Source organism: Alphaproteobacteria bacterium (genome assembly GCA_030740435.1).
Lineage (GTDB): Bacteria > Pseudomonadota > Alphaproteobacteria > UBA2966 > UBA2966.
Genome location: JASLXG010000191.1, coordinates 1 through 24,500, shown reverse-complemented (window position 1 = coordinate 24,500; position 24,500 = coordinate 1). Strand labels below are relative to the sequence as shown.

At 67.4% G+C, this 24,500-nt stretch carries 24 protein-coding genes and 1 pseudogene; 15 read left to right on the top strand and 10 right to left on the bottom strand.

Annotation, left to right across the window (positions count from 1 at the left end):
- Window positions 1-13 precede the first annotated feature (13 nt).
- The 4 genes from QGG75_18470 to QGG75_18455 all read left to right on the top strand — a co-directional run bounded on the left by QGG75_18470 (window position 14) and on the right by QGG75_18455 (window position 4,589).
- Window positions 14-1,597 carry a hypothetical protein gene (locus QGG75_18470; GenBank protein ID MDP6069213.1) on the top strand — a complete coding sequence of 528 codons (1,584 nt, stop codon included), beginning with the start codon at window positions 14-16 and terminating at the stop codon, window positions 1,595-1,597.
- Complete coding sequence (locus QGG75_18465) at window positions 1,594-1,743, top strand: hypothetical protein (protein MDP6069212.1); 150 nt, start codon at window positions 1,594-1,596, stop codon at window positions 1,741-1,743. The genes QGG75_18470 and QGG75_18465 overlap by 4 nt, the downstream gene beginning before the upstream one ends.
- Window positions 1,744-2,230: 487 nt before the next feature.
- On the top strand, window positions 2,231-4,120 hold the full coding sequence (locus QGG75_18460; protein MDP6069211.1) for a GDP-mannose 4,6-dehydratase: 1,890 nt from the start codon (window positions 2,231-2,233) through the stop codon (window positions 4,118-4,120).
- Window positions 4,121-4,172: 52 nt separating this feature from the next.
- Window positions 4,173-4,589 carry a nuclear transport factor 2 family protein gene (locus QGG75_18455; protein MDP6069210.1) on the top strand — a complete coding sequence of 139 codons (417 nt, stop codon included), beginning with the start codon at window positions 4,173-4,175 and terminating at the stop codon, window positions 4,587-4,589.
- A 384-nt stretch (window positions 4,590-4,973) separates the two neighbouring features.
- On the opposite strand, the gene QGG75_18450 is transcribed toward QGG75_18455, so the two are convergent.
- Entirely contained in the window at window positions 4,974-6,386 is a 1,413-nt protein-coding gene (locus QGG75_18450; GenBank protein MDP6069209.1) for an amidase family protein, read from the bottom strand.
- 87 nt (window positions 6,387-6,473) lie between these two features.
- On the opposite strand from QGG75_18450, the pseudogene QGG75_18445 reads away from it, so the two are divergent.
- From QGG75_18445 to QGG75_18395, 11 genes and pseudogenes are all read left to right on the top strand, one after another.
- Window positions 6,474-6,901, top strand: a pseudogene (locus QGG75_18445) (heme-binding protein).
- A 77-nt stretch (window positions 6,902-6,978) separates the two neighbouring features.
- Window positions 6,979-7,386, top strand: coding sequence for a DUF6249 domain-containing protein (locus tag QGG75_18440; protein MDP6069208.1), 408 nt, complete (start codon window positions 6,979-6,981; stop codon window positions 7,384-7,386).
- Between the two features lie 143 nt (window positions 7,387-7,529).
- Complete coding sequence (locus tag QGG75_18435; GenBank protein MDP6069207.1) at window positions 7,530-8,000, top strand: sigma-70 family RNA polymerase sigma factor; 471 nt, start codon at window positions 7,530-7,532, stop codon at window positions 7,998-8,000.
- Complete coding sequence (locus tag QGG75_18430) at window positions 7,997-8,374, top strand: hypothetical protein (protein ID MDP6069206.1); 378 nt, start codon at window positions 7,997-7,999, stop codon at window positions 8,372-8,374. The genes QGG75_18435 and QGG75_18430 overlap by 4 nt, the downstream gene beginning before the upstream one ends.
- Window positions 8,375-8,406: 32 nt before the next feature.
- On the top strand, window positions 8,407-9,222 hold the full coding sequence (locus QGG75_18425) for an adenylate/guanylate cyclase domain-containing protein (GenBank protein MDP6069205.1): 816 nt from the start codon (window positions 8,407-8,409) through the stop codon (window positions 9,220-9,222).
- Window positions 9,198-9,800 (top strand): alpha/beta hydrolase, encoded by a 603-nt coding sequence (locus QGG75_18420; protein MDP6069204.1) that lies wholly within the window; start codon window positions 9,198-9,200, stop codon window positions 9,798-9,800. The genes QGG75_18425 and QGG75_18420 overlap by 25 nt, the downstream gene beginning before the upstream one ends.
- A gap of 9 nt (window positions 9,801-9,809) precedes the next feature.
- Entirely contained in the window at window positions 9,810-10,586 is a 777-nt protein-coding gene (locus tag QGG75_18415) for an enoyl-CoA hydratase-related protein (GenBank protein MDP6069203.1), read from the top strand.
- Window positions 10,587-10,753: 167 nt separating this feature from the next.
- Window positions 10,754-12,835, top strand: coding sequence for a hydantoinase/oxoprolinase family protein (locus QGG75_18410; GenBank protein ID MDP6069202.1), 2,082 nt, complete (start codon window positions 10,754-10,756; stop codon window positions 12,833-12,835).
- A complete protein-coding gene (locus tag QGG75_18405) occupies window positions 12,828-14,504 on the top strand; it encodes a hydantoinase B/oxoprolinase family protein (protein MDP6069201.1) in 1,677 nt (558 codons plus the stop codon). Before QGG75_18410 ends, QGG75_18405 begins: the two co-directional genes overlap by 8 nt.
- Window positions 14,501-15,538, top strand: coding sequence for a class I SAM-dependent methyltransferase (locus tag QGG75_18400; GenBank protein MDP6069200.1), 1,038 nt, complete (start codon window positions 14,501-14,503; stop codon window positions 15,536-15,538). Before QGG75_18405 ends, QGG75_18400 begins: the two co-directional genes overlap by 4 nt.
- Window positions 15,535-16,368, top strand: coding sequence for a class I SAM-dependent methyltransferase (locus QGG75_18395; GenBank protein MDP6069199.1), 834 nt, complete (start codon window positions 15,535-15,537; stop codon window positions 16,366-16,368). The genes QGG75_18400 and QGG75_18395 overlap by 4 nt, the downstream gene beginning before the upstream one ends.
- A gap of 14 nt (window positions 16,369-16,382) precedes the next feature.
- On the opposite strand, the gene QGG75_18390 is transcribed toward QGG75_18395, so the two are convergent.
- The 9 genes from QGG75_18390 to QGG75_18350 form a co-directional block, all read right to left on the bottom strand.
- Entirely contained in the window at window positions 16,383-16,586 is a 204-nt protein-coding gene (locus QGG75_18390) for a hypothetical protein (GenBank protein MDP6069198.1), read from the bottom strand.
- Between the two features lie 237 nt (window positions 16,587-16,823).
- Window positions 16,824-17,033, bottom strand: coding sequence for a cold-shock protein (locus QGG75_18385; GenBank protein MDP6069197.1), 210 nt, complete (start codon window positions 17,031-17,033; stop codon window positions 16,824-16,826).
- A 248-nt stretch (window positions 17,034-17,281) separates the two neighbouring features.
- A complete protein-coding gene (locus QGG75_18380; GenBank protein MDP6069196.1) occupies window positions 17,282-18,931 on the bottom strand; it encodes a hydantoinase B/oxoprolinase family protein in 1,650 nt (549 codons plus the stop codon).
- The gene (locus QGG75_18375) at window positions 18,928-20,958 is read right to left on the bottom strand and encodes a hydantoinase/oxoprolinase family protein (GenBank protein MDP6069195.1); all 2,031 of its coding nucleotides are present in this window, start codon (window positions 20,956-20,958) and stop codon (window positions 18,928-18,930) included. Before QGG75_18375 ends, QGG75_18380 begins: the two co-directional genes overlap by 4 nt.
- Window positions 20,959-21,003: 45 nt before the next feature.
- The gene (locus QGG75_18370) at window positions 21,004-21,864 is read right to left on the bottom strand and encodes a 3-hydroxyacyl-CoA dehydrogenase NAD-binding domain-containing protein (GenBank protein MDP6069194.1); all 861 of its coding nucleotides are present in this window, start codon (window positions 21,862-21,864) and stop codon (window positions 21,004-21,006) included.
- A complete protein-coding gene (locus QGG75_18365) occupies window positions 21,861-22,538 on the bottom strand; it encodes a phenylalanine--tRNA ligase beta subunit-related protein (GenBank protein ID MDP6069193.1) in 678 nt (225 codons plus the stop codon). The genes QGG75_18370 and QGG75_18365 overlap by 4 nt, the downstream gene beginning before the upstream one ends.
- A 65-nt stretch (window positions 22,539-22,603) precedes the next feature.
- The gene (gene phnE / locus QGG75_18360) at window positions 22,604-23,416 is read right to left on the bottom strand and encodes a phosphonate ABC transporter, permease protein PhnE (protein ID MDP6069192.1); all 813 of its coding nucleotides are present in this window, start codon (window positions 23,414-23,416) and stop codon (window positions 22,604-22,606) included.
- A complete protein-coding gene (phnE, locus tag QGG75_18355; protein ID MDP6069191.1) occupies window positions 23,413-24,216 on the bottom strand; it encodes a phosphonate ABC transporter, permease protein PhnE in 804 nt (267 codons plus the stop codon). The genes phnE (QGG75_18360) and phnE (QGG75_18355) overlap by 4 nt, the downstream gene beginning before the upstream one ends.
- A partial coding sequence (locus QGG75_18350; protein MDP6069190.1) for a hypothetical protein occupies window positions 24,213-24,500 on the bottom strand: 288 nt, incomplete at its 5' end. The genes QGG75_18350 and phnE (QGG75_18355), both read right to left, overlap by 4 nt.

The window sequence follows — 24,500 nt, the reverse complement described above, 5'->3', positions numbered from 1 at the left end:
CAACGACCTGGGCGTGGCGCTGCAGGCGCTGGGCCGCACCCAGGACGCCGGCCAGGCCTACCGCCGCGCCATGGACCTCGATCCCGACGACCCGCGGCCGCTTTTCAATCTCGGCAACCTGATGCTGGTGCTCGACTTCGTCGACGAAGCGGCGGTGCTGCTGAACCGCCTGGTCAAACGCTGGCCCGATTACGAAGACGCCTACCTGCCGCTGGCCCAGGCACTGATGCAGCTTTGTGCCTGGTCCAACCTGAGCGCCGTCATGGAACGCGCCATCACGGCGCTGCGCCAGCGCCTCGACGACGGCGAGGCGCTGAATGTCGCACCCTTTTCCCTCAACAGCCTGCCCTGTCGCGAAGACGCCCTGGCGGCGGCCGTGGCGCAGCACGTCTCGGCCGAGGTGGCCCGGGCCGCCGGTCCGTCCAGCCTGAGCCACGATTGGCCGCGACCCGAGCGCCTCAGGCTGGGCTACCTCTCGCCCGACCTGCGCACCCACAGCGTCGGCCAGGCCCTGGCCGAGCTGCTGGCGGCGCATGATCGACAACGTTTCGAGATCTTCGGTTTCGCGCTCTCCCAGGCCCAGCCGGGCGACGCCGTGGCCCGCCTGCTGGGCCAGCGCTTCGAGCACTTTCGTGACCTCTCGGCGCTCGACGACAAGAGCGCGGCGGAGACCATCAACCGGGACCGGATCAACGTGCTGATCGACCTGGCCGGCCACACCCGCGGGGCACGGCTGGGCATTCTGGCCTTGCGCCCAGCACCGGTACAGGCCCATTTCCTCGGCTTCGGCGATACCGTGGGCGCCGACTTCCTACCCTATCTTTTCAGCGACGCCCGCTATTGCCCGCCCGAGCGCCAACGCTTTTGGCCGGAAACCCTGATCATGCTGCCCGAGAACTCGTTGCCGGCGCCGCGCCCCGAGATCGCCGAGCCGCCGCGGCGCGACCAGGAAGGGCTGCCCGAGGCAGCCTTCGTGTTCGCCAGTTTCGCCTGGCACTACAAGTTCGACCCGGGCATGTTTGCCGCCTGGATGCGCATTCTCAAGAAAACCCCGGGCTCGCTGCTGTGGCTGCTCGACGGCGTCGACACGGCCAAGGCCAACCTCCGCCGTGAGGCCGAGCTGCGCGGTGTCGCCGGCGAGCGCCTGGTGTTCGCGGCCAAGCGGCCGCAGCCCGAACACCTGGCGCGCCAGGGCCTCGCCGATCTGATGCTCGATACGCGTTTCCAGTCGGGCGGCGTGACCACGCTGGAGGCGCTGTGGGCAGGCGTGCCGGTGCTGGCCTACGGCGGCGCCGAGGGCAACCTGGCGGGGCCGCCGCTGGTGGCCGCCCTGGGGCTGGCCGAATTGATCGCCGACGATCTCGATGCCTTCCAGCGCCAAGCCATCGGCCTGGCCGCGGACCGCGCAGGCCTGGCCAAGCTGCGCGCCCGGCTGGCCGCCAACCGTCTGAACCAGCCGCTCTTCGACAGCCAGCGCTTCGCGCGCCATTTCGAAACCGGCATCGAAATGATGGTGGATTGCCAGCGCCAAGGCGGGCCCCGCCCCCGGCGCCTCGAGGTCCCCGCCCTGCCCGCCGAAGCTGGAGCCCGGGCATGAGCCCCGCCCTCTCCGCCGCCCAGGCGCTGGAAAAGGCCGGCCACTTGCTCGAGGCGGCCGCAGCCTACCGCCGGATCGGCCCCGACGACCCGGGCCACGCCGTGGCGCTGGGCCGGATTGGGGTCATCGCCCTGGTGGCGGGCTAGGCGGCCGAGGCCGGACGCTGGCTGGAGCGCTCGCTGGCACTGGAAGAGGACCCCGGGCTGTGGGCCGAGCTGGCCCAGGCCCGAGCCCTGGACGGCGGGCTCGAGGCCGCCGAGGACTGCTGCCGCCGCGCCCTGGCGCTCGACCCTGACCACTTCGTGGCGCTTTGCCGCCAGGCTGAGATCCTGGCCCAACGAAACCAGGTGGGGGCCGCCGTCGAGAGCCTGCGGCGCGCCCTGGCGCAGCAACCGGAAAGCCCCGAGGCCAACTACAACCTGGCTTTCATGCTCGGCCTCGAGGGCCACAGCAAAGCCGCCATCGAGAGCTACGGCCGGGCCCTGGCCAACCGCCCCGAGTGGCCCGAAGCGCTACGCCAACGCGGCGAACTGTGGCTGACCCTGGAACAACCCGAGCCCGCCCGCCGGGACCTCGAGGCGGCCGCCCGGCTCGACCCAGGCGATGTCCTGACACGCTACCATCTGGGGCGTGATGGAGATCTCGGAGGACAACGCCGCGGCCGCCGCCTTGGCCTTCCTGCGGGTTATCGAAGGCGCGCCCGACAATGCCGCATTGCTGCTCAATTGCGGCGTCCGCTTGCTGGCGCTGGAACGGCCCGAGGCGGCGGCCCAGGCCTGTCGCCAGGCCCTGGCACTGACGCCCGAGCTGGCGCAGGCGCATTGCACACTGGGCCGGGTCCATATGCGGCTGGAAGAGCCCGAGGCCGCCGCAGCCGCCTTCGCCAGGGCGCTGCGGTTGGATCCCGGACTACACGAGGCGCTGCTCAACCTGGCCACTTTGCGGCGCCGAGCCGGACGGCTCGAGGAAGCCGAAGCGCTTTACTTGCGCTGTCGCGAAATCGATCCCTCGGCCTGGCACCACGAGGCCGGACTGGCGGCGCTGCGCCAGGCCGAGGGACGCTGGTCCGAGGCGGTGGCGCACTTCGAGACGGCGCTGGCCCGCCAGCCGGGCAACTACGCGCTGCTCAATGATCTCGGTAACGTGTTGCAATCGGCGGGCCGCCAAGACGAGGCGCTGGAGCGCTATCGCCAGGCCGCCCGGGCCGCCCCTGACGAGCCCAGCCCGCCCTTCAATGCCGCCGCGCTGCTCTTCCGCATCGAGCGCTACGCCGAGGCCATCGAGCTCTTTCGCGGCGTCGTCGAACGCTGGCCCGATCAAAGCGCCGCCTTTACGCCGCTGGCCCACGCGCTGCTGCGCGAATGCAACTGGCGGAACCTGGGCGCCACGGTGACCCGGGTGATGGACTTGGCGACCAGGGAAGTGGCCGGCGACCAGGAGGTCACGGTTTCACCTTTCGCGCTCTATAGCCTGCCCGTGGAGGCCGAGGCGTTGGGGGTCGAACTGGCCAGGCGGATATCGGCCCAGGCTGCCGCCGCCGCCCCGACGGCGGCGCCATTTCTTCACGATAGCACGCGCCAAAGACCCTGGCTGGGCTACATCTCACCGGATTTTCGTGCCCACAGCGTCGGTCTTGCCTTCCGCGAGCTGCTCCTGGCCCACGACCGCGAACGCTTCGAGATCCTGGGCTATGGCCTGACGCCGGACGACGACGAGCCCATATCACGGACCCTGCGCCAGGGCTTTGACGGCTTTCGCGACCTCAGCCAAGAAGGCGACCTGGCGGCGGCCCAGTCCTACGTCCAAGTGAGCTTCGACAGCGCCGCCGACACGCTCAACACCAACGTCATCGGCACCACGAACTTGCTCGATGCGGTAAGGCTTTCGGGCCTCGATCCGCTGATCCACATCTGCTCGTCGTCCGAGGTCTACGGCCAGGTAAACCAGGACGAGCTACCGATCCGCGAGACCAACCCGCTGCGCCCGGCCAGCCCCTACGCCGTCTCCAAGGTCGGCGAAGACATGATTGCGCAACAATACTTTTTGTCCTACGGCATGCGCACGCTGCGCACCCGCATGTTCACCCACACCGGGCCGCGGCGGGGCGATGTTTTCGCCGAAAGCGCGTTTGCCAAGCAAATCGCCGAAATCGAGGCCGGGATTCGCTCGGATCCGGTCAAGGTCGGCAACCTCGACAGCGTGCGCACCTTCGCCGACGTGCGCGACGCCGTGCGCGGCTATTGGCTGCTGCTGGAGAAATGCCCGCCCGGTGCCGTCTACAACATCGGCGACGAGCGCACCATGACGGTGGGCGAGATGCTGGAAATGCTCAAGGGCATGGCCAAGGTAGCCATCGAGCACGAGGTCGATCCGGCGCTCATGCGGCCTTCCGACGTCACCTTGCAGATCCCCGACTGCTCGGCCTTCAAGGCCGCCACCGGCTGGCAGCCCGAGATCGCGCTGGAACAAACGCTGGCGGATTTGCTCGACTACCAGCGCGCCCGGATCAAACGGCGCTCATAGGCCGGCGCGCCGCGCCCCTTGCCGGGGCGCCTCACCCGGCGTCTAATGACCTATGACCGAAAGCGCGGCCGTGCTGTTCGCCAACGAGGCTTTCTACCAAGCCTTTGCCGAGGGCGATGCCGAGGCCATGGAGGCGCTGTGGGCCGAGGGCGTGGCGGTTTGTTGCGTGCATCCGGGCTGGAACGCGCTGCTGGGCCGCGAGGCGGTGATCGAAAGCTGGCGCGCCATCCTGACCCATCCCGAGGCGCCGCCGGTGATGGCCTTCAACGCCCGGGTCCAGCTTTTCGCGCCCGTGGCGCCCCTGGCACTGGTCACCTGCAACGAGGTGATCGGCGAGAACCTGCTGGCCGCCAGCAATCTTTTCGTCCACGAGAGGGGCGTCTGGCGGCTTTGCCACCACCATTCCGGCCCCAGCGCCGAAGCGCCCGAGGTCGAAGAGGCCGAGCCCGGCGAAGGCACCATGCATTGATGAAAGGCCCTCACCGGGCGCGCGCATCCGCGCGCTTGGCCGTGGCAGCCTTTGAAGCACCCTTGGCGGGCATGCTCTTTCAGGGTCCGCTGGGAAGCTAGCCCGCATTTCTCACCGGGTCATGGCCTGCGCGTCGCTGTGGCGTCGACAGGGTAGGCGCGCTGCGCCGCGCGATGTGGGGACATCGGGCAAGCAGCGCAACGCACCCTGTCGGCGCCACAGTGACGCCCGAAGGGTCGCCCCCAGCCGCGCGCCCGCTACGGAAAAGGTCGAAGAGCGTAATCCCACTACGCTCATCGACCTATCCCTTCCGGATCGCATCACCTGGGGGCGACGCAGGCCGTGACCCGGTGAGAAATGCGGGCTAGGGGACCCATCCTTTTTTCAAGGCCGCGGATCGATCGGCAGTTGCCCCGCGAAGCCGAACATCTCTTCGGCCAAGGCCGAGGCCGAGAGCAAGGCGTGGTCGCCGCGCGGCGGCGCAATCACCTGCAAGCCCACCGGCAGCTCGCCGGCGCTGAAGCCGCAGGGCAGCGACAGCACCGGGCAGGCGGTCAGGGTGACGACGAAAGTCAAGTAAAGCCAGTCTAGGTAGTTGTCGTAGCGCTGGCCGGCGACCTCGTCGACGTAGCGCTTTTCATGGTCGAAGGGCGGCACGATGACGGTCGGTGAAAGCAGCAAATCGTAGTCTTCGAAGAAATCGACGACGCGGTGGTAGAGCGCCGCGCGGGCGCGTTCGGCGCGGCCGATGGCGGAGGCGTCCAGGACCAGGCCCTGTTCGATGTTCCACACCAGGTCGGGCTTGAAGAGCTCACGCTTTTCCGCCAACAGCGTATCGAAAGCGGTGACCATCTGGGCCGCCCGCAGCACATGGAAGCACTCGATGGCATCGCCAAAGTCGGGCGTGGCTTCCTCGACGACGGCGCCGAGTTCCTCGAAACGCGCCGCCGCGGTGGCACAAATCTCGGCAATCTCGGGTTCCACCGGACCCAGGCCAAGATCGGGGCTGAAGGCCACGCGCTTGGGCGGCCGGGGTTCGTCGACGGCGCTCTGGAAGGAGCGATCGGGCCGGGGCAGCGAGATCGGATCGCGCACGTGCTGGCCCGCCATGGCATCCAGCATCAGGGCCGCGTCGCCCACCGTGCGGCCCATGGGCCCCTCGATTGAAAGCCCGGCAAAGGGCGAAGAGGTGGGATGGCGGGCCACCCGGCCGGGGCTTGGGCGAAAACCGACGACGCCGCAAAACGAGGCCGGAATGCGCAGCGAGCCGCCCAGGTCGGAACCGCTGGCCAGCCAGACCTGGCCGGCCGCCAGGGCCGCCGCCGAGCCGCCCGAGGAGCCGCCGCAGGTGAGCGCCGTGTTCCAGGGGTTCGTCGTGGTGCCGAAGACCTCGTTGAAGGTCTGGGCCCCGACCCCGAATTCGGGCGTGTTGGATTTGGCCAGCACGCCGGCGCCGTTGGCTTCCAGGCGCTGTACCAGGATGTTGGATTCTTCGGGCACGTTGTCGGCAAAGATGGGCGAGGCGAATGTGGTGCGCACTCCGGCCACCTCGACCAGGTCCTTGATGGCCAGCGGCAGCCCGGCCAGCCACCCGGGCGCCTCGGACGCCTTTTCGTCAGCCGCGGCTCGGGGCGCTTGCCGGGCCCGATCGGGGCACAGCGTGGGCAGCGCATTGAGCGCCCCGTCGGTGGCTTCGATGCGGGCCAGCGCCGCATCCACCAGCTCGCCCGGGCTGACCTCGCCGCTCTTCAATAGCGCCACGGCTTGGCGCGCCGTCAGTTGCCAAAGTTCAGTCATGGTTGCCACGCCTCCGATATGTGCTATGCCCTGGATTACCGACTAATAGCGGATACCGCCGTTGCGGCAAAACAAATGGAGTCCCCGATGATTCGTCCGAGCCTCGAACAAGCTTCAACCATTATCAAAGCATCTCTCGCCAACGGATTGGAATTGAACGCAAAATCTCTCACGGTAGCCGTCCTGGACCAGGGCGGCCAATTGAAGGCCTTCGAGCGCCAGGACGGCTCCAGCCTGCTGCGCCCGGAGATCGCCATGGGCAGGCCTGGGGCGCTCTCGGCATGGGCCAGAACTCGCGCCAGTTGGCCGAGGTGGCGGCCGAACGCCCGAGCTTCATCAGCGCCGCCGTGGCCGCTTCGGGCGGCCGTTTGGTGCCGGTTGCGGGCGGGGTTTTGATCCGCGAGACGGCGGGCGGCGAGATCTGGGGCGCCGTCGGCATCAGCGGCGACACCTCGGACCTCGACGAGGCCTGCGCCATCGCCGGCATCGAAGCGGCGGGCCTGGTAGCAGGGTAAAATCCCGCCCGGCTGCATCCAAACCGCCGCCCGCTGCATCTTTATGGGTATCAGGCACTCAAACCGAGGAGAGCGAGATGCAAGGAATGGGTATCGGAGCCGGACTGGCGGCCATCGGCTTTTGGGGGTTCGTGGCTATCGTCGTGGTGGCCGGCATCTGGTTTTACGTGCGCAAGCGCGAGAGCGAACAGGAAACGCTGCGCCTCATGATGCAAAGCGGCCAAGCCATCGATCAGGAACTCATGAGCAAGATCCTGTCGGCCAGCGGCGCCAAGGATCATCTGGACCGCGATCTCAGGATATCGGGGCTGATCATGCTGTTCATCGCTCCGGGCTTGGCCTTGCTGGGATGGTTCGTCAGCCAGCAGACGGCGGCGGCGCTGCTGCCCTTGCTGGGCGTCGCCGCCCTGATACTGTGCATCGCCGTCGGGCTGCTGGTGGCGGCAAAGTCGGCCGGCGACCAGGAAAACCGACCTTCAGGTTAGCTGTCAGGCGGCGAATTCGTGCCCCCCACGAAGACCGATGACTCCCGGGCCGAATACGCCCAAGCACCCGAATCCCTGGTCGTCGGCCTGGCCCGGACCGGCGACCGGGACGCCTTTGCCGAGTTGGTCCGGCGGCGCCAATCCTGGATCCGCAACCTGATGCGGCGCCTCAGCGGCGATGCCGCGCTGGCCGACGACCTGGCGCGCAACAAACCTTCCTGCAGGCCTGGCGCGGTATCGCGGGCTTGCGCCAGGCCCAGGCTTTCGGTGCCTGGCTCAAGCGCCTGGCCGTCAGCACCTGGCTGCAGCACCAGCGCCGCCAGGACGCTCTCAGCGGCGCCGAGGAATTCGACGAGCATATCGATCCCGGCCGCGCCCAGTCAGCGGCCAACGGCCTTGCCATGGACCTCGACGCCGCCCTGGCGAGGCTGGCCGGGCCCGTGCGCACCTGCCTCGTGCTGTCCTACGCCGAGGGCCTGAGCCACGGCGAAATCGCCGAACTCACGGACCTGCCCGCAGGCACCGTCAAATCCCACATCCGCCGCGGCGCCCAGCGCCTGCGGCAACTCCTGTCCGCCTACGCCGAGCGCCCTGAATCGGAGGATCCCCGATGACCGACAACCGCGACGACCGCGACCTTGGCCTGCAAGCAATGTTCGCCGAGGCCGAGCAGGAGCTGCCGGCGGAAGCCTTCAGCGCCCAGGTGATGGCCCGCATCGAGGCCCAAGGCCGCCGCCCGCGGCTCGCCCGGATCGCTCTGGGCCTGGCCCTCGCCATCTGCCTCTGGTTGCTCGCCGCACCGCTGCAAGGGGCGGCAGGCCTGCTGCTTCAAGGTCTCGCCTTGCCCTTGGTCCCGCTCGACGACCGACTGCTCGGCGAGTTGCTGCTGCCGCTCAACAACGTCGCCGCCGCGGCGCTCTTGTTGCTCGCGGCACTGGGGCTGGTCTGGCGCAAGATTTTTTCGGCCTCAGCAAGCCGTCTGGGCTAAGATTTGCCGGTCGAGGCCAAACAGGAGGGGGAATGGCCGAGAAGGAAATCAGCCGCCGGCTCGTAGCCATCCTGGCGGCCGACATCGCCGGCTACACGCGCCTGATGGAACAGGATACCGACGGCACCGTGGCCGCCTGGCACGAGGCCCGATCCGAGGTCATCGATCCGGCCATCGCCAGGCTTTCGGGGCGCATCGTCAAGCATACGGGCGACGGCTTTCTGGCTGAATTCGCCACCGCCCAGGATGCCGTCAACTGCGCCATCGCCATGCAAAACGAACTGGCCGCCAGCCCGCTCGAATTCCGCATGGGCGTCAACCTCGGCGACGTCATCGACGACGGCGAGGACATTCACGGCGAGGGCGTCAACCTGGCGGCCCGCCTCGAGGGCCTGGCCGATCCCGGCAGCATCTGCCTCTCCGGCCTGGTCTACGAGGCGGTTCGCAACCGCATCGAGGCGCCCTTCGAGGATCTCGGCGACAAGACCGTCAAGCACGTCTCGGCGCCCTTGCGCGTCTGGCGCATCGGCCGGCCGGGCGGCAGCGAAGTCAGGGAATCCGCGACTGCGCTCCCCGATGATTTGCAGCAGGAAATCCGCTTTTGCCAAGCCGCCGACGGCGTCACCATCGCCTATGCCACGGTGGGTGATGGCCCGCCCCTGGTCAAGGCGCCCAACTGGATGCATCACCTCGAATACGACTGGCAAAGCCCGGTCTGGGGCCACCTGCTGCGAGCCTTTGCCCGGGACCACACCCTGGTGCGCTTCGACCAGCGCGGCAACGGCCTCTCCGACTGGAACGCGCCACTATCGATTTCGACAGCATGGTCGACGACCTGGCGTCGGTGATCGAGGTCACCGGCCTCGAGCGCTTTCCGCTCTTTGGCATTTCGCAAGGCTGTAGCTATTCCATCGCCTACGCCATCCGCCATCCGGAGAAGGTGAGCCGCCTGTTGCTCTACGGCGGTTTCGCCAAGGGTGGGCTGCAAACGGGATCCGAGGCCGACCAACAGATGGCGGCGTTGGAAACCCAGATGATTCGCGAAGGCTGGGGCCAGGACAATCCCGCCTTCCGCCAATTCTTCACCACGAGATTCATGCCCGGCGCCAGCAAGGAGCAGATGGACTGGTTCAACGAAATGCAGCGCAACACGACCTCGCCGGAAACCGCCGCCCGCTTGCGCGGCCTCACCAACAACATCGACGTCAGCGACCTCTTGGCAGGCATCTCGGTGCCCACCCTGGTACTGCATTGCCGTGACGACGGCATCGTGCCCTTCGACGCCGGGCGCCGCATGGCGGCAAGCATCCCCGGCGCCCGTTTCGTGGCGCTGGAGGGCCACAACCATCTGATCCTCGAGGACGAGCCGGCCTGGCCGCGGTTTCTGCAAGAGGCCAGGGATTTTTTGGCAACTGTAGAATCTTGATCCCGAGCCATGACCGACGATCTCCTGCGCATCAATGATGAAAAACGGGTCCGCCGGCTGACCCTGAACCGGCCGCAGGCGCTGAACGCCTTCAACGACGCGCTCTACGCTGCCGTCACCCGGGCGCTAAAGGAATCGGCCGCCGACGGCGACGTCGCCGTGGTGGTGCTGACGGGCAAGGGCCGGGCTTTTTCGGCCGGCCAGGACCTTGGCGAGCTGGCCGACGGGCGCAGCCACGAGGAGCGCATGGACGCCGGCTTCAGGGATTTCATCGAGACCGTCGAAGCCTTTCCCAAGCCCCTCATCGCCGCCGTCAACGGCATCGGCGTCGGCATCGGCCTGACGCTCTTGCCGCACTGCGATTTCGTCTTGATGGCCGAAAGCGCGCGCCTCAAGGCGCCCTTCGTCAGCCTGGGCGTCTCGGCCGAGGCCGGCAGCTCGTTCCTGTTGCCGGCCACCATCGGCGCCGCCGCCACGGCGAAACTTTTCTATACCGGCGATTGGCTGGAGGCCCCTGAGGCGGTGGCCTGCGGCCTCGCCCAAGCCCTGGTGCCGGACGCCGAGCTGCAGGCCGCGGCAAACGCTCTGGCCGCCAAGATCGCCGCCATGCCGGTGGCTGCCCTGGTGGCCAACAAGAAACTCCTGCTGGCCGCCCGCCTCGACGCCGTCCGCGCCGCCCGGGCGCGCGAGGACGAAACCTTCGCCAGCCTCGTCGGCGGCCCCGCCAACCGCGAGGCCATCGCCGCCTTCGAGGAGAAACGGCCGGCGGATTTCAGCGGGATCTAGCCCGGCAGCGTCACTGGAGGTTGCCGGCGGACTTCATGATGGCCCGGCCGGACCGGGTTTCCGGAAGTGTAGGGTGTGGGACGCCACCCCCCTCCCCCATCAATCGTGGCCTGAGCCCTGCCGGAAGTGCTACCAAGGGCGCGGACGATTTCCGGCGGGGCGCGTACATGGCTGATCCAGTTTACGAAATCGGCATCGATACAGGCGGCACCTTTACCGACATCGTTTGCCGGGGCGCCGACGGCATTCGCCTGATGAAGGTGCCGAGCACGCCGGCCGATCCCAGCGAGGCCATACGGGCGGGCTTCGAGCGCATGGAAGCTGAATGGAATCTAAAAGCCAGCGAGCTGGTGCGTTTCGCGCACGGCACCACGGTGGCGACGAACGCCGTGCTGCAACGCCGTGGCGGGCGGACCGGGATACTGGCCACCGAGGGCTTCGGTGACGTGCTGGAGCTCGGCCGCCAGATGCGGCGCCAGATGTATGACTTGCGCCTCGAGCCCGAGACGCCGGTGTTCCTGGCACCGGGGGCGCGGCGGGCCGAGGTGCGGGAGCGGGTCTCGGCGGCGGGCGAGGTGCTGGTGCCGTTGGATGCGGATTCGCTGGCCCGGGCGGTGGACGGGTTGGTCGGCCAGCAGGTCGAAACCATTGCCGTCTGTTTTCTCTTTTCGTTTTTGCACCCCGAGCACGAACAGGCGGCGCGCGAGTACATCGAAGCGCACCATCCCGGCGTCATGGTGTCGCTCTCGTCCGACGTCGATCCCACCTTTCGCGAATACGAGCGCACCTGCGTCACCGCCTTCGATGCCTACTCGAAACCCGTGGTCGACCGCTACTTGGGCGCCATGGAGCGCGACCTGGCGGCGGCCGGCGTACCGGCGCCCTTGCAGATCATGCAATCGCGCGGCGGCCTGGCGGCGGCCCAAGTGGCGCGTCAGCGGCCCGTCAGGCTGTTTCTTTCGGGGCCGGCGGCCGGCGTCATCGGCGGCCGGGCGGCGGGGCGGGCGGCGGGGTTCGATGACCTCATCACCCTCGACGTGGGCGGCACCAGTTGCGACATTGCACTGGTCTCCGGCGGCCAGGCGCTGGTGCGGCCGGAAAGCGAGATCGCCGGCTTTTCCGTGCGCGTGCCCATGCTCGACATCAACACGCTGGGCGCCGGCGGCGGCTCCATCGCCTGGCTCGATGCCGCCGCAGGCCTGCGGGTCGGGCCGCGGTCGGCCGGCGCCGATCCCGGACCGGCCTGCTACGGCCAGGGTGGAACCGATCCCACGCTGACGGATGCCTCGGTCGTGCTGGGCTACCTGAACCCCTCGAACTTCGCCGGCGGCAGCATGGCGCTGGATGCCGAGCGGGCGCGACAAGCCATCGCCGAAGTGATTGCCGGCCCGATGGGGATTGGCGTCGACGAAGCCGCGCTGGGCATCCACCGGGTGGCCAATGCCCAGATGACCGAGGGGATTCGCCTGGTTTCGGTCAACCGCGGGCTCGATCCGCGCGGCTTCGTACTGCTGGCGCTCGGTGGTGCCGGGGCGCTGCATGCCGTGCCGCTGGCCGCCGAACTGGGGATCGCAAGGGTGCTCGTGCCTCAGACCCCGGGCGTCTTGTCGGCCACCGGCCTGCTGGCGGCAGCGGTCGAGCACGAGGTCACGGCCGCCTTTCACCGGGAGCTCGAAGACCTCGACCTGGAAACCACGAGAACGGCGCTGGCCGCCATCGACCGGCGCTGCGCCGAGCTGATGGCGGCCGAGGGTGTCGCCGCCGGCAGCCAGGAAATCCACTATTTCGCCGACATCTGCTACATCGGCCAGAGCTACAGCCTGGAAGTGCCGCTCGACCTCACGGGCAGCGATCCGGCGGCGGCACTTCACGCCGCCTTCCTGGCCGTCCACGAAGGCGTGCACGGACACGCCATCGAGGGCCCGGCCCGCATCGTCAACTTGCGCTCGGTCCACCGGGCCAGGGGTGCCGAGCTCGACCTTTCGATACTGTCAGCGGCCGAGGAAACCGGTGTGAACGACGCCCGATCCAAGGGCGAGCGCCCGATCAGCGTCGACGGCACGGCCGGCACCATCGGCGCCGCCATTTACGATCGCACAGCGCTGCCCGCGGGCGCCGGGATCGCCGGCCCGGCCATCGTCGAGCAGGCCGACACCACGACGCTGATCCCGCCGGGCTGGCGGGCGGGCGTCGTAGAGGGCGGCAGTTTGCTCATCGAACGCCGCGCCCCTAGGGCACGGCATGAGTGACATCGATGCCATCACGCTGGAGGTGCTGCGCCACCGCTTCGAGGGCATCGCCGAGGAGATGGAGACGACGCTGCTGCGCTCGTCCTTTTCGCCCATCGTCAAGGAGGGCATGGACGCCTCGGCCAGCCTGTTCACGCCGGAAGGCCAGACGCTGGCCCAGGCCTGCGCCATCCCCATCCATCTGGCGACGCTGATCCCCTGCCTGGCCAGCGTCATCGAGCGCTTCCCGCCGGCCGACATGCGGCCCGGCGACATCTACATGATGAACGATCCCTATTGCGGCGGAACGCACTTGCCGGACGTGGCGGTGATCATGCCGGTGTTCGCGACCGACCGCCTGGTCGCCTATGCCGCCGCCATGACGCACCATCAGGACATCGGCGGCATGTCGGCGGGCTCGGTACCGACCAACGCCACCGAGGTGTTCCAGGAAGGCCTGCGCATTCCCCCGGTGCGCTGGGCCCGGGAGGGCGAGTTCGACCCCACCCTGACGGCGCTTTTGCGCCAGAACGTGCGCATACCGGATACCTTCCTCGGCGACCTCAACGCCCAGGTGGCGGCCTGCAAGGTCGGGATCCGGAGGCTCCGGGACCTGGTCGAACGCCATGGCGCCGAATTCCTGGCCGAGGTCTGCCAGCGCCTGCTCGAGCGTTCCGAAGCCATGACCCGGGCGGCGCTCCGGCAAATTCCCGACGGCAGCTACCATTACGTCGACTACCTCGACAACGACGGCATCGACCTCGACCGGCGCATCCGCATCGAAGTGACGGCGACGCTGGCCGGCGACGACGTCCATTTCGATCTCTCCGGCACCAGCGCCCAGGTAACCGGCCCCATGAACTGCGTGCCGTCGGGCAGCCTAGCGGCGGCCTGCTTCGCCGTTCGCGCCATCACCGATTCCTCGATCCCGAGCAACGGCGGCTGCTTCCGGCCGATCCGGCTGACGCTGCCGGAAGGCAGCCTGGTCAACCCGCGCGAGCCGGCACCGGTCAACGCCCGCACCGCGACGATCAAGCGCATCACCGGCTGCATGCTGGGGGCGCTGGCCCAGGCCGTGCCCGACCGGGTGCCGGCGAGCCCGGCCGGCGAGCTGCTGGTGATGGCCTTTGGCGGCCGCATGGCGGAGAGCGGCAAGGCCTTCGTCACCGGCGAGCTGCTGGCCGGCGGCTCCGGTGCCGGCGCCGGCCACGACGGCATCGACGGCATCGAGACCGACGCCACCAACTGCATGAACCTGCCGGCCGAGGCCATGGAGATGGAGGCGCCGATCCGCGTCCACCGCGTCTCCTTGCGCCCAGATTCAGGAGGCGCCGGCAAGTTCCGCGGCGGCCTCGGCGTGATCAAGGAATTCGAATTCCTCGAAGGCCCGGTGTCACTCTCGCACCGCGGCGAGCGCCATTTCGCGGCCGCCGCGGGCCTGGCCGGCGGCGAGGCCGGAGCACTGGCGCACTCGCAGATCGTGCGCGCCGACGGCAGCCGCGAGGAAATCCCGTCGAAGACGGTAACCCAGCTGGCGGCCGGTGACCGCCTGCGCATCGAAACCGCCGGCGGCGGCGGCTTCGGTCCGGCGGCCGAGCGCGACCGGACGGCGCTCGAGGCCGATCTGGCCGACGGCAAGGTCAGCCCGGACGCGGCCCGCCGACACTACGATTGGGCGGATGAGAAATGAGAGACGATCTGGCTGAGCAAATCAGAGGCATCGTCAGCGCCGAAAGCTTCGCCGCGACGCTGAGCACGTTCGAGACCTTTCCCGAAGCCTCGTTGCTGTCGCCCGCCTCGCGGGCCTTTGTCGATGGCCTGGTCAGGTTGCAGCGACCCGGCACGGTGCTCGAAATCGGCACCTATTATGGCGGCACCTCGGAGATCATTGCCCGCGCGCTGGCCGATACGGGCAGCGGCATACTGTTGACCATCGATCTGCTGAAAACCCGCGAGGCGGAGGTTCACGAGGCCATGCAGCGTTGGCCCGAGGCGGCCCGGGATATCACCACATTCGTCACCGTGGGCTCGCTCGACTTTTTCAAACGCCTGACTTTGAACCCGGGGCTGCGTTTCGACCTGGCCCTGATCGACGGCGACCATAGCCACGCCGCGGCCCTGACGGATCTCATCCAATGCGCCCGCTTCGCCGCCAACAATGCCGTCATGCTGGTCGACGATTTCCAGCTTCCCGGCGTCAATTGGGCGGTCAGGGATTTTTTGCGCCTGCATCCTGAATGGCGGGAAATTTCGGGAATGTTCACGAACGGCTTTGCTACCGCCTCCTTGGCCGAGCTCTCGCCTTCGCTCGAGGAGATCTCATTCCTGGTGCTGCTCGGCCCCGACAAAAACGGTATCGGCGCCCGGCCAGTAAGCTTCTTGCGGTACGAATTCGCCGGCGCGGCGATCGCCGGCGCCGGGCTGAAGTTCGCCCCGGACCACGGCGGCGGCACATTGTTCGCCATGTTCATCATCGATTCCGTCAGCCTATCCAGTGTCGAGACCTCGACGCGGAACATCTCCCGCCGCATCGAGGCCGGGCAGGACGAAACAAGACTGGCGCTGGAGCCGCCGCTGGCAGCCCATTACGGCTTGCAAGCGGAGAAAAATAACTGCGAAATGATATTGCTCTGGCAGGGTGAGAATAGCGATGGTCGCCTCGACCTCGTGGCACCGCCGGAGTTCATCGTTTCCCAGAATGGCGCAAAGCCGAGGCCCATATGAGCAAATACGAGAACTACTCCGAAGTCGCCCAACATTACGACACGACCCGTCAGCCCATCGGCAGCGAGATCCTGCTCGGCGCCCTGGCCCTGGCACGGCAATCGGGCGCCCCCTTCCGGCTGCTCGATGCCGGCTGCGGCACCGGCGCCTATGCCCATCTCGTGCTGCCCCACGTCGATCACCTCGAGGCCATCGACATCAACCCCGGCATGCTGGCCGTGGCCCAACAGAAGTTGGCGGACGGTGCCAAGGATTGCCGCATCGCCTTCCATCAAGGCAGCATCGAGAGCTTGCCCTTCGAGACGGCGCACTTCGATGGCGTGATGTTCAACCAGGTGCTTCATCACCTGGAAACAGGCGGCGATGGCGGCTTTTCCGGCCACCGCAGCGCTTTGGCGGAGGCCCACCGCGTACTCCGTCCCGGTGGCGTCGTCAGCGTCAATTGTTGCAGCCACGAACAGCTTCGCCAGGGCTTTTGGTTCATGCACCTGATACCGACGGCGCTCGAGAAACTCTTTGGCCGCTGCATCCCGGCAGCAGAACTCGAGGTCATGCTGGGCGAGTTGGGTTTTGCCGTCGAAGGCCGTTTCGTGCCGCTCGACGGGGTACTGCAGGGTGCGGCCTACGCCGACGCCGAGGGGCCACTGAAGCCCGAGTGGCGCAAGACCGATTCGAGCTGGGCCCTGGCCCCGGCAGGGGAAATCGCCGCCGCCGAGGCCAAGATCAGGGAACTGCGCGAAATGGGCGGGCTGGATAGCTATCTGGCGGAAAGCGATGCCCCGCGCCGCCAGGTTGGCCAAACCACTTTCTTCGTGGCCCGCAAGATCTGAAGATCCGAAGCGGATCAGGCTTTGGCTTTGGCTTCTTCGGCTTCCGCTTTGTCGGCTGCCTCTTTGGCCAGGCGCAAAGCCCGCAGCTTGGCCACGTGGGCGGCTTTTTCCTGGCGCTCCCTTTCGCGTTCGTCCAGGACCTGCCGGTCCTTCTTCTGGGTCGCCGCGAACAGCGCCTCGGCCTTCGACTTGGCCGATTTCCTTGATGATTTCCACATCCCGGGATTCCTCCGCTGCAATTCGAGCCGGGGGCGAGGGCAAATATCGGCTCGCACCACAAGCGCGGCCATCGCTGACCGCCGCGCTATTCATGTGCAATGTAAAAAGCCTTGTCGAGCGCAAGGACGGCGCGAGCCATCACCCGCCGCTAGCAGTCCTTGTCACGATAGATAGCCGCAGCGCCGAAGACGAGCGGCCGCCGCCCCCAACGGGAGTGGGGGCGGCGCCTTGTACAGCTAGTCGACCAGAGAAAGGTTCTCGGCCGAAGATTTGCCGTTCTGCCCGGGCTGAAGCTCGTACGAGACCTTCTGGCCTTCGTTGAGCGAGCTCAATCCAGCGCGCTCGACGGCCGAAATATGCACGAAGGCGTCTTTCGAGCCATCTTCCGGCTCGATGAACCCGTAACCCTTGTTCGGGTTGAACCATTTGACGGTACCGGTAGTCATAGTTGTTTCCTCTAACAGCGGCCATATTTCCGCATATCACACCACGTGACAGCGCGGCCAGTCGAACGCTCACATCGTCAGGGGGGCACCATGTCAATCGGCGTACCGGTCTTCAGGTAGCACCAAACGAATGCATCACGTTGGGGCGAGGTATATCCTTTTTGCCCGAGATGTCAATGCCCCTACCGGACACAGCGGGAAAATGCCGACCTGTCGCCGAGTGGATTCAGGGTCTCCGATCCCCCCCGTCAAGCTTCGGGATCGGCGCTGACGTAGCCGTCTGCGCGGTCACTCTCGAGGCGTTGGGGCGGGCGTTCGGCGGCCGGGCCGTAGCCGGCACCGCCACCGGTGTGCATGATCAGGAGATCACCCTTCTCGAGCTTGAGGCTTTGCTTGGAGTTGAGCTGCAGGCATTGGCCGTCGCGCTCGACGGCGGTCTGGGCGAGCGCTCCCGGTTGGCCGCCGAAAAGGCCTTGAGGCTGGATTTTGAAGCGATCGGCGTAGGTGGCGAAGATGACCTCGTCGGCAAGGATCTCGTAGATACGGCGAAACGCCAGGCCGCCACGCTGGCGCCCGGCACCGCCGGAATCGGGCACCAGGCTGTAATCGCGCACGCGGAAGAAATCGAATCCCATGTCCATGGCCTCGATGGGGATGTTGGAACAATTGGACAAGGGCGAGTCGACACCGTCGCAGCCGTCGTTGTGTGGTCCCGCGCCATAGCCGCCGCCGAAAACCTCGAGGTAGATGCTGTAGCCGGCCGGGCCCAGGCGGCTGAGGCAGGCTATGGTCGTGGTGTCGTAGCCCGAGGCGATGACGCGGTCGGGCATGGCTTGGGCCAGGGCCTTCATGACCGCGTCGAAAACCCGGTAGCTGGGCAACAGCCTGGCCCGCACCGGCGCCGGCGGCTTGGGGTTGAGCACGCTGCCATAGGGCGCCGTCACCCGGATGGCCTTGGCGCAGCCGTCGTTGTAAGGGATGTCGGCGCTGGTCATCACCGACTTGATGCAGGAAACCGCCGAGGCCACGGTCGAGGCGAAGGGGTTGTTTATGTTGGACTTGACCTGGTCGCAGGTGCCCGCGAAGTCGACTTCGATGTCCGAGCCCGAGATGGTTACCCGGGCCTTGACGGTCAAGGGCCCGCTGCCCAGGCCATCGTCGTCCATGGAGTCTTCGCCCAGGTAAGTGCCGTCGGGGGCGGCGGCGATGGCGGCCCGGATGCGGCGTTCGGAATAGTCCTGCATGGCCTGCATGGCTTGGCGGATGCGCGCCGTGCCGTGCTTGCGGCAGAGCTCCTTCAGGCGCTCGATACCGATCGAGTTGGCGGCGAACTGGGCGTTGAAGTCGCCGATGGTCTGATCGGGCAGGCGAATGTTGGCGGCCAGCAGGCGTTCCAGCGGCCCGCCGTTCCAGTCGTGGCCGACGTTGTAGCGGCTGGGCGGGATGATGATGCCTTCCTGATGCACGTCGCCGGCATCGGGGTTGAGGCCGGGGGCGCCGCCGCCCAGATCGATGTGGTGGGCCACCGAGGAGGCGAAGCCGATCAGTTCGCCGTCGACGAAGATGGGCGAAAAAATAAAGACATCCGGCAGGTGCTGGCCGCCCTGGTAGGGATCGTTGGTGATGTAGAAATCACCCTCACGCAGCTCAGCAATCGGCGTCACCTCGGCGCAGGGCCCGAAGGTGTAGCTGATCGAGCCCAGTTGCATGGGAATCAGCTCGGCCTGGGCCACCACGGCGCCGCCGGCATCCATGATCGCCGTCGAGGCGTCCTGGGCCTCGCGCACGATGGTCGAATGGGCCGAACGCACGAGCTTGGCGCCCATCTCGTTGGCAATGGCCAGGAAGGCCTGCGACAGAATGGCCTCGTCGCGCGGCGAAAGCTCGCTGGCGGTCATGGGGATTCCCTTTGCTCGAGCACAAGATTGCCGGCGGCGTCGCTGGCGGCGATCCAGCCCGGCGGCAGAAAGATGGTCGAGGTGCCGTCCTCGATCAGCGCCGGCCCCTGGGCCTGATCCACGTCGTGCCGCTGGCGGCAGGGGCAATCGAGCCAGACGCCGCGCTCGAAAAGCCGGACCGATTCCGCGGGCCGGCCGCTGCCCCCTGGGGGCGCCGCCTGCGGCAGGGCGGCCGGCGGCACGGCGACGCCGACACGCAGCGTGATGATTTCGCAAAGCCCGCCGTGGCCCTTGTCGAATTCAAAGACCTGGCGGTGGCATTCCTCGAAGGCGGCTTGCAGCTCGGCCTGGGGCATGTCCGCGATGGCCTCGAGATCGACCGGGACCGAAATCTCGAAGGCCTGGCCGACGTAGCGCATGTCGAGGCTGGCGGCATAGGCCGGGCCGCCGGCGACGCCATGCTCAGCCAAATAGCCGGCGGCAGCGGCCTGCAGTTCGGCCAAAATACGGCGGCACTCAGCCATGGCAGAATCAGTGCCCGTAGCAGCACCATCTAAAAGGACCCGGTGGGTCCGGCTCTCGTAATGGCCATAGTCCGAGGTCAACAAGCCCCAGGCCGATAGCACGCCGGCGTGCGGCGGCACCACCACGGCCCTCATGCCCAGCTCCTCGGCCACCCGGGCGCCGATCATCGGCCCGGCCCCGCCGAAGGCCACCAGGGCGTAGTCGCGAGGGTCCTTGCCGCGTTCGGTGGAGACGCGCTGCACGGCCCGCACGATGTTGGCCTCGGCGATCTGCACGGCGCTGTCGGCGGCTTCCTCGAGAGCCATGCCGAAGGCCTCGGCCAGCGGCTCCAGCGCCGCCCGGGCCGCCGCCTCGTCGAGCGCCATGCGGCCCTCGAGGAAGGAGGCGGCGCGGATCGTGCCGCGTACCAGATGGGCGTCGGTGATGGTCGGCTGGCTGCCGCCGCGGCCATAGCTGGCGGGACCCGGATCGGCGCCGGCCGACTGCGGCCCGACGCGCAACATGGCACCGTCGTCGAGCCAGACCAGCGAGCCGCCGCCGGCGCCCACCGTGGCGATATCGATGACCGGCGTCTTGATGGGCAGGCCGTCGATCTCGGTCATGCCGGCAAGTTCCGGAACCCCGCCCTCGACCAGCGAGACGTCGGTGCTGGTGCCGCCCATGTCCAGGGTTATGACTTTCTCGAAGTCCGACTTGGCGGCCTGGCGGGCGGCCCCGATGACGCCGGCGGCGGGCCCGGAATAGAGACACGTGATGGCGTTCTGACCGATGGCCGCGGCCGGCAGGTGGCCGCCGTTCGATTGCATGATGCTGAAGCGGCCCTGGTAGCCGGCGGCCTCGAGGGAGGCCGAAAAACGCCCCAGGTAGCTCGCCACCACGGGCTGCACGTAGGCCGCCAGAGCGGCCGTCGAGCAGCGTTCGTATTCGCGGAACTCGCGGCAGACGTGGGCCGAACAGGTGACGCTGAGGCTGGGGTCGATCTGGCGCACCAGCGCCGCCAGGCGCTCCTCGTGCCGGGGGTTGACGTAGCTGTTGAGCAAGCAAATCGCCACGGCCGCGTAGCCGCCCGCGAGTTTCTCCCGCAACAGCGCCTCGGCTTCCGCCTCGTCCAGCGCCTCGACCACCGAGCCGTCGGCGGTCAGCCGTTCCGCGACCTCGACCACGTCGCGCCGCCGCAGCACCGGTTGGGGCTTTCGGTAGAAAAGGTCATAGATGTGACGCCGCGTGTGGCGCTGCAAAAAGAGCACGTCGCGGGTGCCCCGGCTGACCACCAGGCAGACCTTGGCCCCCTTGCGTTCCAGCACCGCGTTGGTGGCCACCGTTGAGCCGTGCACGAGATCCTCGAGCCGGCCAAAATCGACCTCGGCCGCGGCCAGCGCCTGCATGGCGCCGAGGTCGGGCTGGTGCGGCGTGCTGGGCACCTTCTCGACGCGCACGCCGGCCCCGTCGACCAGCACCAAATCGGTAAAGGTTCCCCCCACCTCGACACCTACACGCATCATCGACGCCGCTCCTGCCTTGCCGCAATCAACCAAGCGGATTGGGTATCATTCCTCCAGCACGATTGCCAGGATGCGTGCCAGTTTGTCGGCGGCACGGCTCTTGTGCGCCTCGACGTCGCGCTGCCGCCAGTCGTAAAAACCCTGGCCCGTGCTGACGCCGAAATCGCCGGCTTCGACTTTGTCCAGAAGCAGCCGGCCCGGCCGCCCCGAATGGTCGAGGTCGGGTACCAGGTTGTGCTGCGTCTTGGCCGTGACGTTGAGGCCGGAGATGTCCTTCTGTTCGATCAAGCCGGTCACCGAGAGCCGCGGCCCAAACAGGTACTTGGCAAAATTGTCGACGTCCTCGGCCGTGGCCACGCCGGCCTCGATCAGGCTGAAGGCCTCGTGCAAAATGGCGTGCTGCAGCCGATTGGCGAGGAATCCCTTGACCGGCTTGCGTACCTCCAAGACGCGCTGGCCGTTGCGCCCCAGAGATGCGGCGACGGCGGCAAAGACCTCGTCGGTGGTGGCGGTGGTGCGAATGACCTCGACCAGCGGCAGCGCCTCGGCCGGCTGGAAGTAGTGTATGCCGATGAAGCGCCGGGGATGGTCGAGACCCCCAGCCAGGGCATCGAGCGAAAGCCCCGATGTGTTGGTGCCCAGGATCGGCCCGCCGCCGTAGGCGGACTCTAGCCGGGCATAGAGCGCCGTCTTGACGTCGAGGTCCTCGACCACGGTTTCGAGAATCAAATCCGGCGCCTGATCCGGTGGCTCGCCGACCAGCCGGGCCTCGGACGGCAGTCCGCTCACCTTGGCCGGATCGCGGCTGAGCACCGTCACCCGGTGTCCACCGCGCAAAAAAGACTGCGCGATACCGCGCCCCATGGTGCCCGAGCCGACCACCAGAACGTTCTTGATCTCGTTCACAAAAGGCACTCCTCGATATCGCGGCCGGCGCAGTGCTCGGCAATCCAGGCCACCGCCTGGCCGAGAGCCGCCGGCAGCTCGTGCGCCACACCGAAATCGAATATCACCATCAATATGGCCGTGGTGCCGGTGTTGATCGCCGTGCGCTCGCTGTCGCTGGTGGGGCAGCCGAAGGGCCCCGCAGCATCGCACAGCACCGGCAGCCCGGCCAGATTGATCGGCCCCCGCCCGATGGCGGCGTAGGTTTCGCCCTCGGCGGCCGGGCGCAGCGTCAGCGGCCCGTCCAGCCGCGCCTGATCGTACATACCGATAGAGAATCCGCTGGCAATCGAGACCATGTTGGTGACATCGACGACGTTGTTAACGCGATAGAGCCCTTTGCCCTGGCGCAGCCTGCGCAGCAAGGCTTCTGCCGAGGGCCGGTAGCGGCTGGGATCCTTGCCCCCTGCCTTGTAGGCGCGGCGCGTCGCCGCGATGGCGGGCAGCCCGGCGATGCCGTCGGGCGCCGCCTCCAGCACCGCCGCCATGGCCGCATCCAGCCCCGCCCCGCCCTCGCCCACAGCTACCGTGGCCGTCAGGCAGCCCAAGGAGATCTCTATTCCCCAGGCCGCATAGTCGGCGGCGATGGTTGTGGGCGGGATGGTTGCCGGCGGTGAAATTCTTGAACCGGACATCGAAACCGTGCCTCGTAGCGAAGAATGTGTTTGGGCGGCTGGCTGTCCGCCCGCGGATCAGAGGCTCAGGTGATTTTGGCGCGCACGGTGGCCGAGACGAACTCGCTGATCACCACGACGGCAAAGATGGCGATGAACATCAACGCCACCTCGCGCCAGAGGAACTGGTTGATCGAGGAATAAAGCTCGATGCCGATGCCGCCGGCGCCGACGAAACCGAGCACCGTCGATTCCCGGATGTTGATGTCCCAACGGTAGACCACGGTGCCGTAGATCACCGGCAGCACCTGGGGCAGCACGCCGATCAGCAGAACCTTCAGGCGCGAGGCCCCGGTGGCCTCAATGGCCTCGACGGCGCCATGGTCGATTTCCTCGATGGCCTCGGCGATCAACTTGCCCGTGAAGCCGATGGAGCGCGCCGCGATGGCCCAGATGCCGGCCATCGCGCCGGGCCCGAAGATGGCCACGAAAATCAACGCCCAGACCACCGTATTGATGGAACGCGACGCCACCAGGATGAAACGCCCAAGGGCCCAGGTGAAGCCGTTAAATGTCGTGTTGCGCGCCGCGATGAAGGCCACCGGCAGCGAAATGATGACGGTCACCGCCGTGCCCAGGGTGGCGATGTGGATGGTCTCCAGCAAGGGGTCGAGGATGTAGTCGAAGTGCTGCCAGTCGGGCGGATACATGCGAACCATTAGATCGGCCGCCTGAATATGGGCGTCGATGAAGTAGGCCCAGTTGATGTCGAGATGCCTGAGCGACCAGACCAGGATGAAGACGGCGCCCAGGAACCAGGCGTAGCGCGCCAAGGATTCGCCGGGCGAATACTTGCGCCAGATATCGGGCTGGCGGACGGCCTGCTCGGAGGCCGTCATCGCAGGCGTTTCCTCACCCAGTTGGAGAAAATTTCCCCGAGAAAGACCAAGGCGATGATGGTCAGCAGGATGGCCAGGCTGAAGTCGTAGTCGTAGCGCTTGAAGGTGGCCGTAAGGGTCATGCCGATGCCGCCGGCGCCGACGATGCCGACCACCGTCGAATGGCGGATGTTGGCGTCCAGCCGGTAGATGGCGACGCCCAGATAGCGCGGCAGAACCTGAGGCTGCACGGCGTAGATCAGCAGCTTGGGAAAACTGGCGCCGGTCGCCCGGATGGCCTCGATCTGGCCCATGCTCATGTTCTCGATGTCCTCGGCGATCATCTTGGCGATGAAGCTGACCGAGGCCACGATCAGGGTGAGCAAGCCGGCCAGGGGGCCGAAACCGACGACCTTGACGAAGAAGATGGCGACGATGACTTCATGGAAGGTGCGGCTCAGCACGATAATCGACCGCGCCACCAGATAGACCGGCAGCGGCATCAGGTTGCGGGCCCCGCAGACCGCCAGCGGCACGGCCAGGACCATGCCGATGACGCTGGCGGCAAAGGCCATCTCGAGGCTCTCGATGATGCCGCGGAGCAGCAATTCCCAGCGGCTGAAGTCGGGGGGAACCATGCGCTGGAGCATGTCGCCGGCGCGCGGGAAGCCCCTGGCGGTGCGCCCCCAATCGATTTCCAGGGTGCCCATGGACCAGACCAGGTAAGCCAGCCCCAGTGCCAAGATGCCGTAGCGCAGGTAGGGGCTTTCAATCAGGCTGGGCGGTTTCCAGCTGCCCGGGGCAGTCGTCCGGGTGGTCATCCGGCGGCTGCCTCGCCACGGACCTGGTCGGTTAGGGATTTACCTGCCGGCGAACTATCGCCCGCGCCCTCGTCATCGTCATCGTCATCGTCACGGCGGATGGTCTGGCTCCAGTCCTCTTCGCCATAAATTTGCGTCAGCACGTCGGCCGTGAGATCGCTGGTGGGGCCGTCGAAGATCAGCCGCCCTTCGCTGAGGCCGATGACCCGGTCGGAAAAATCCTGCGCCAGGCCGACATCGTGGATGTTGACCAGGGCCGGCGTGCCGCGCTCGTGCGCCAGTTC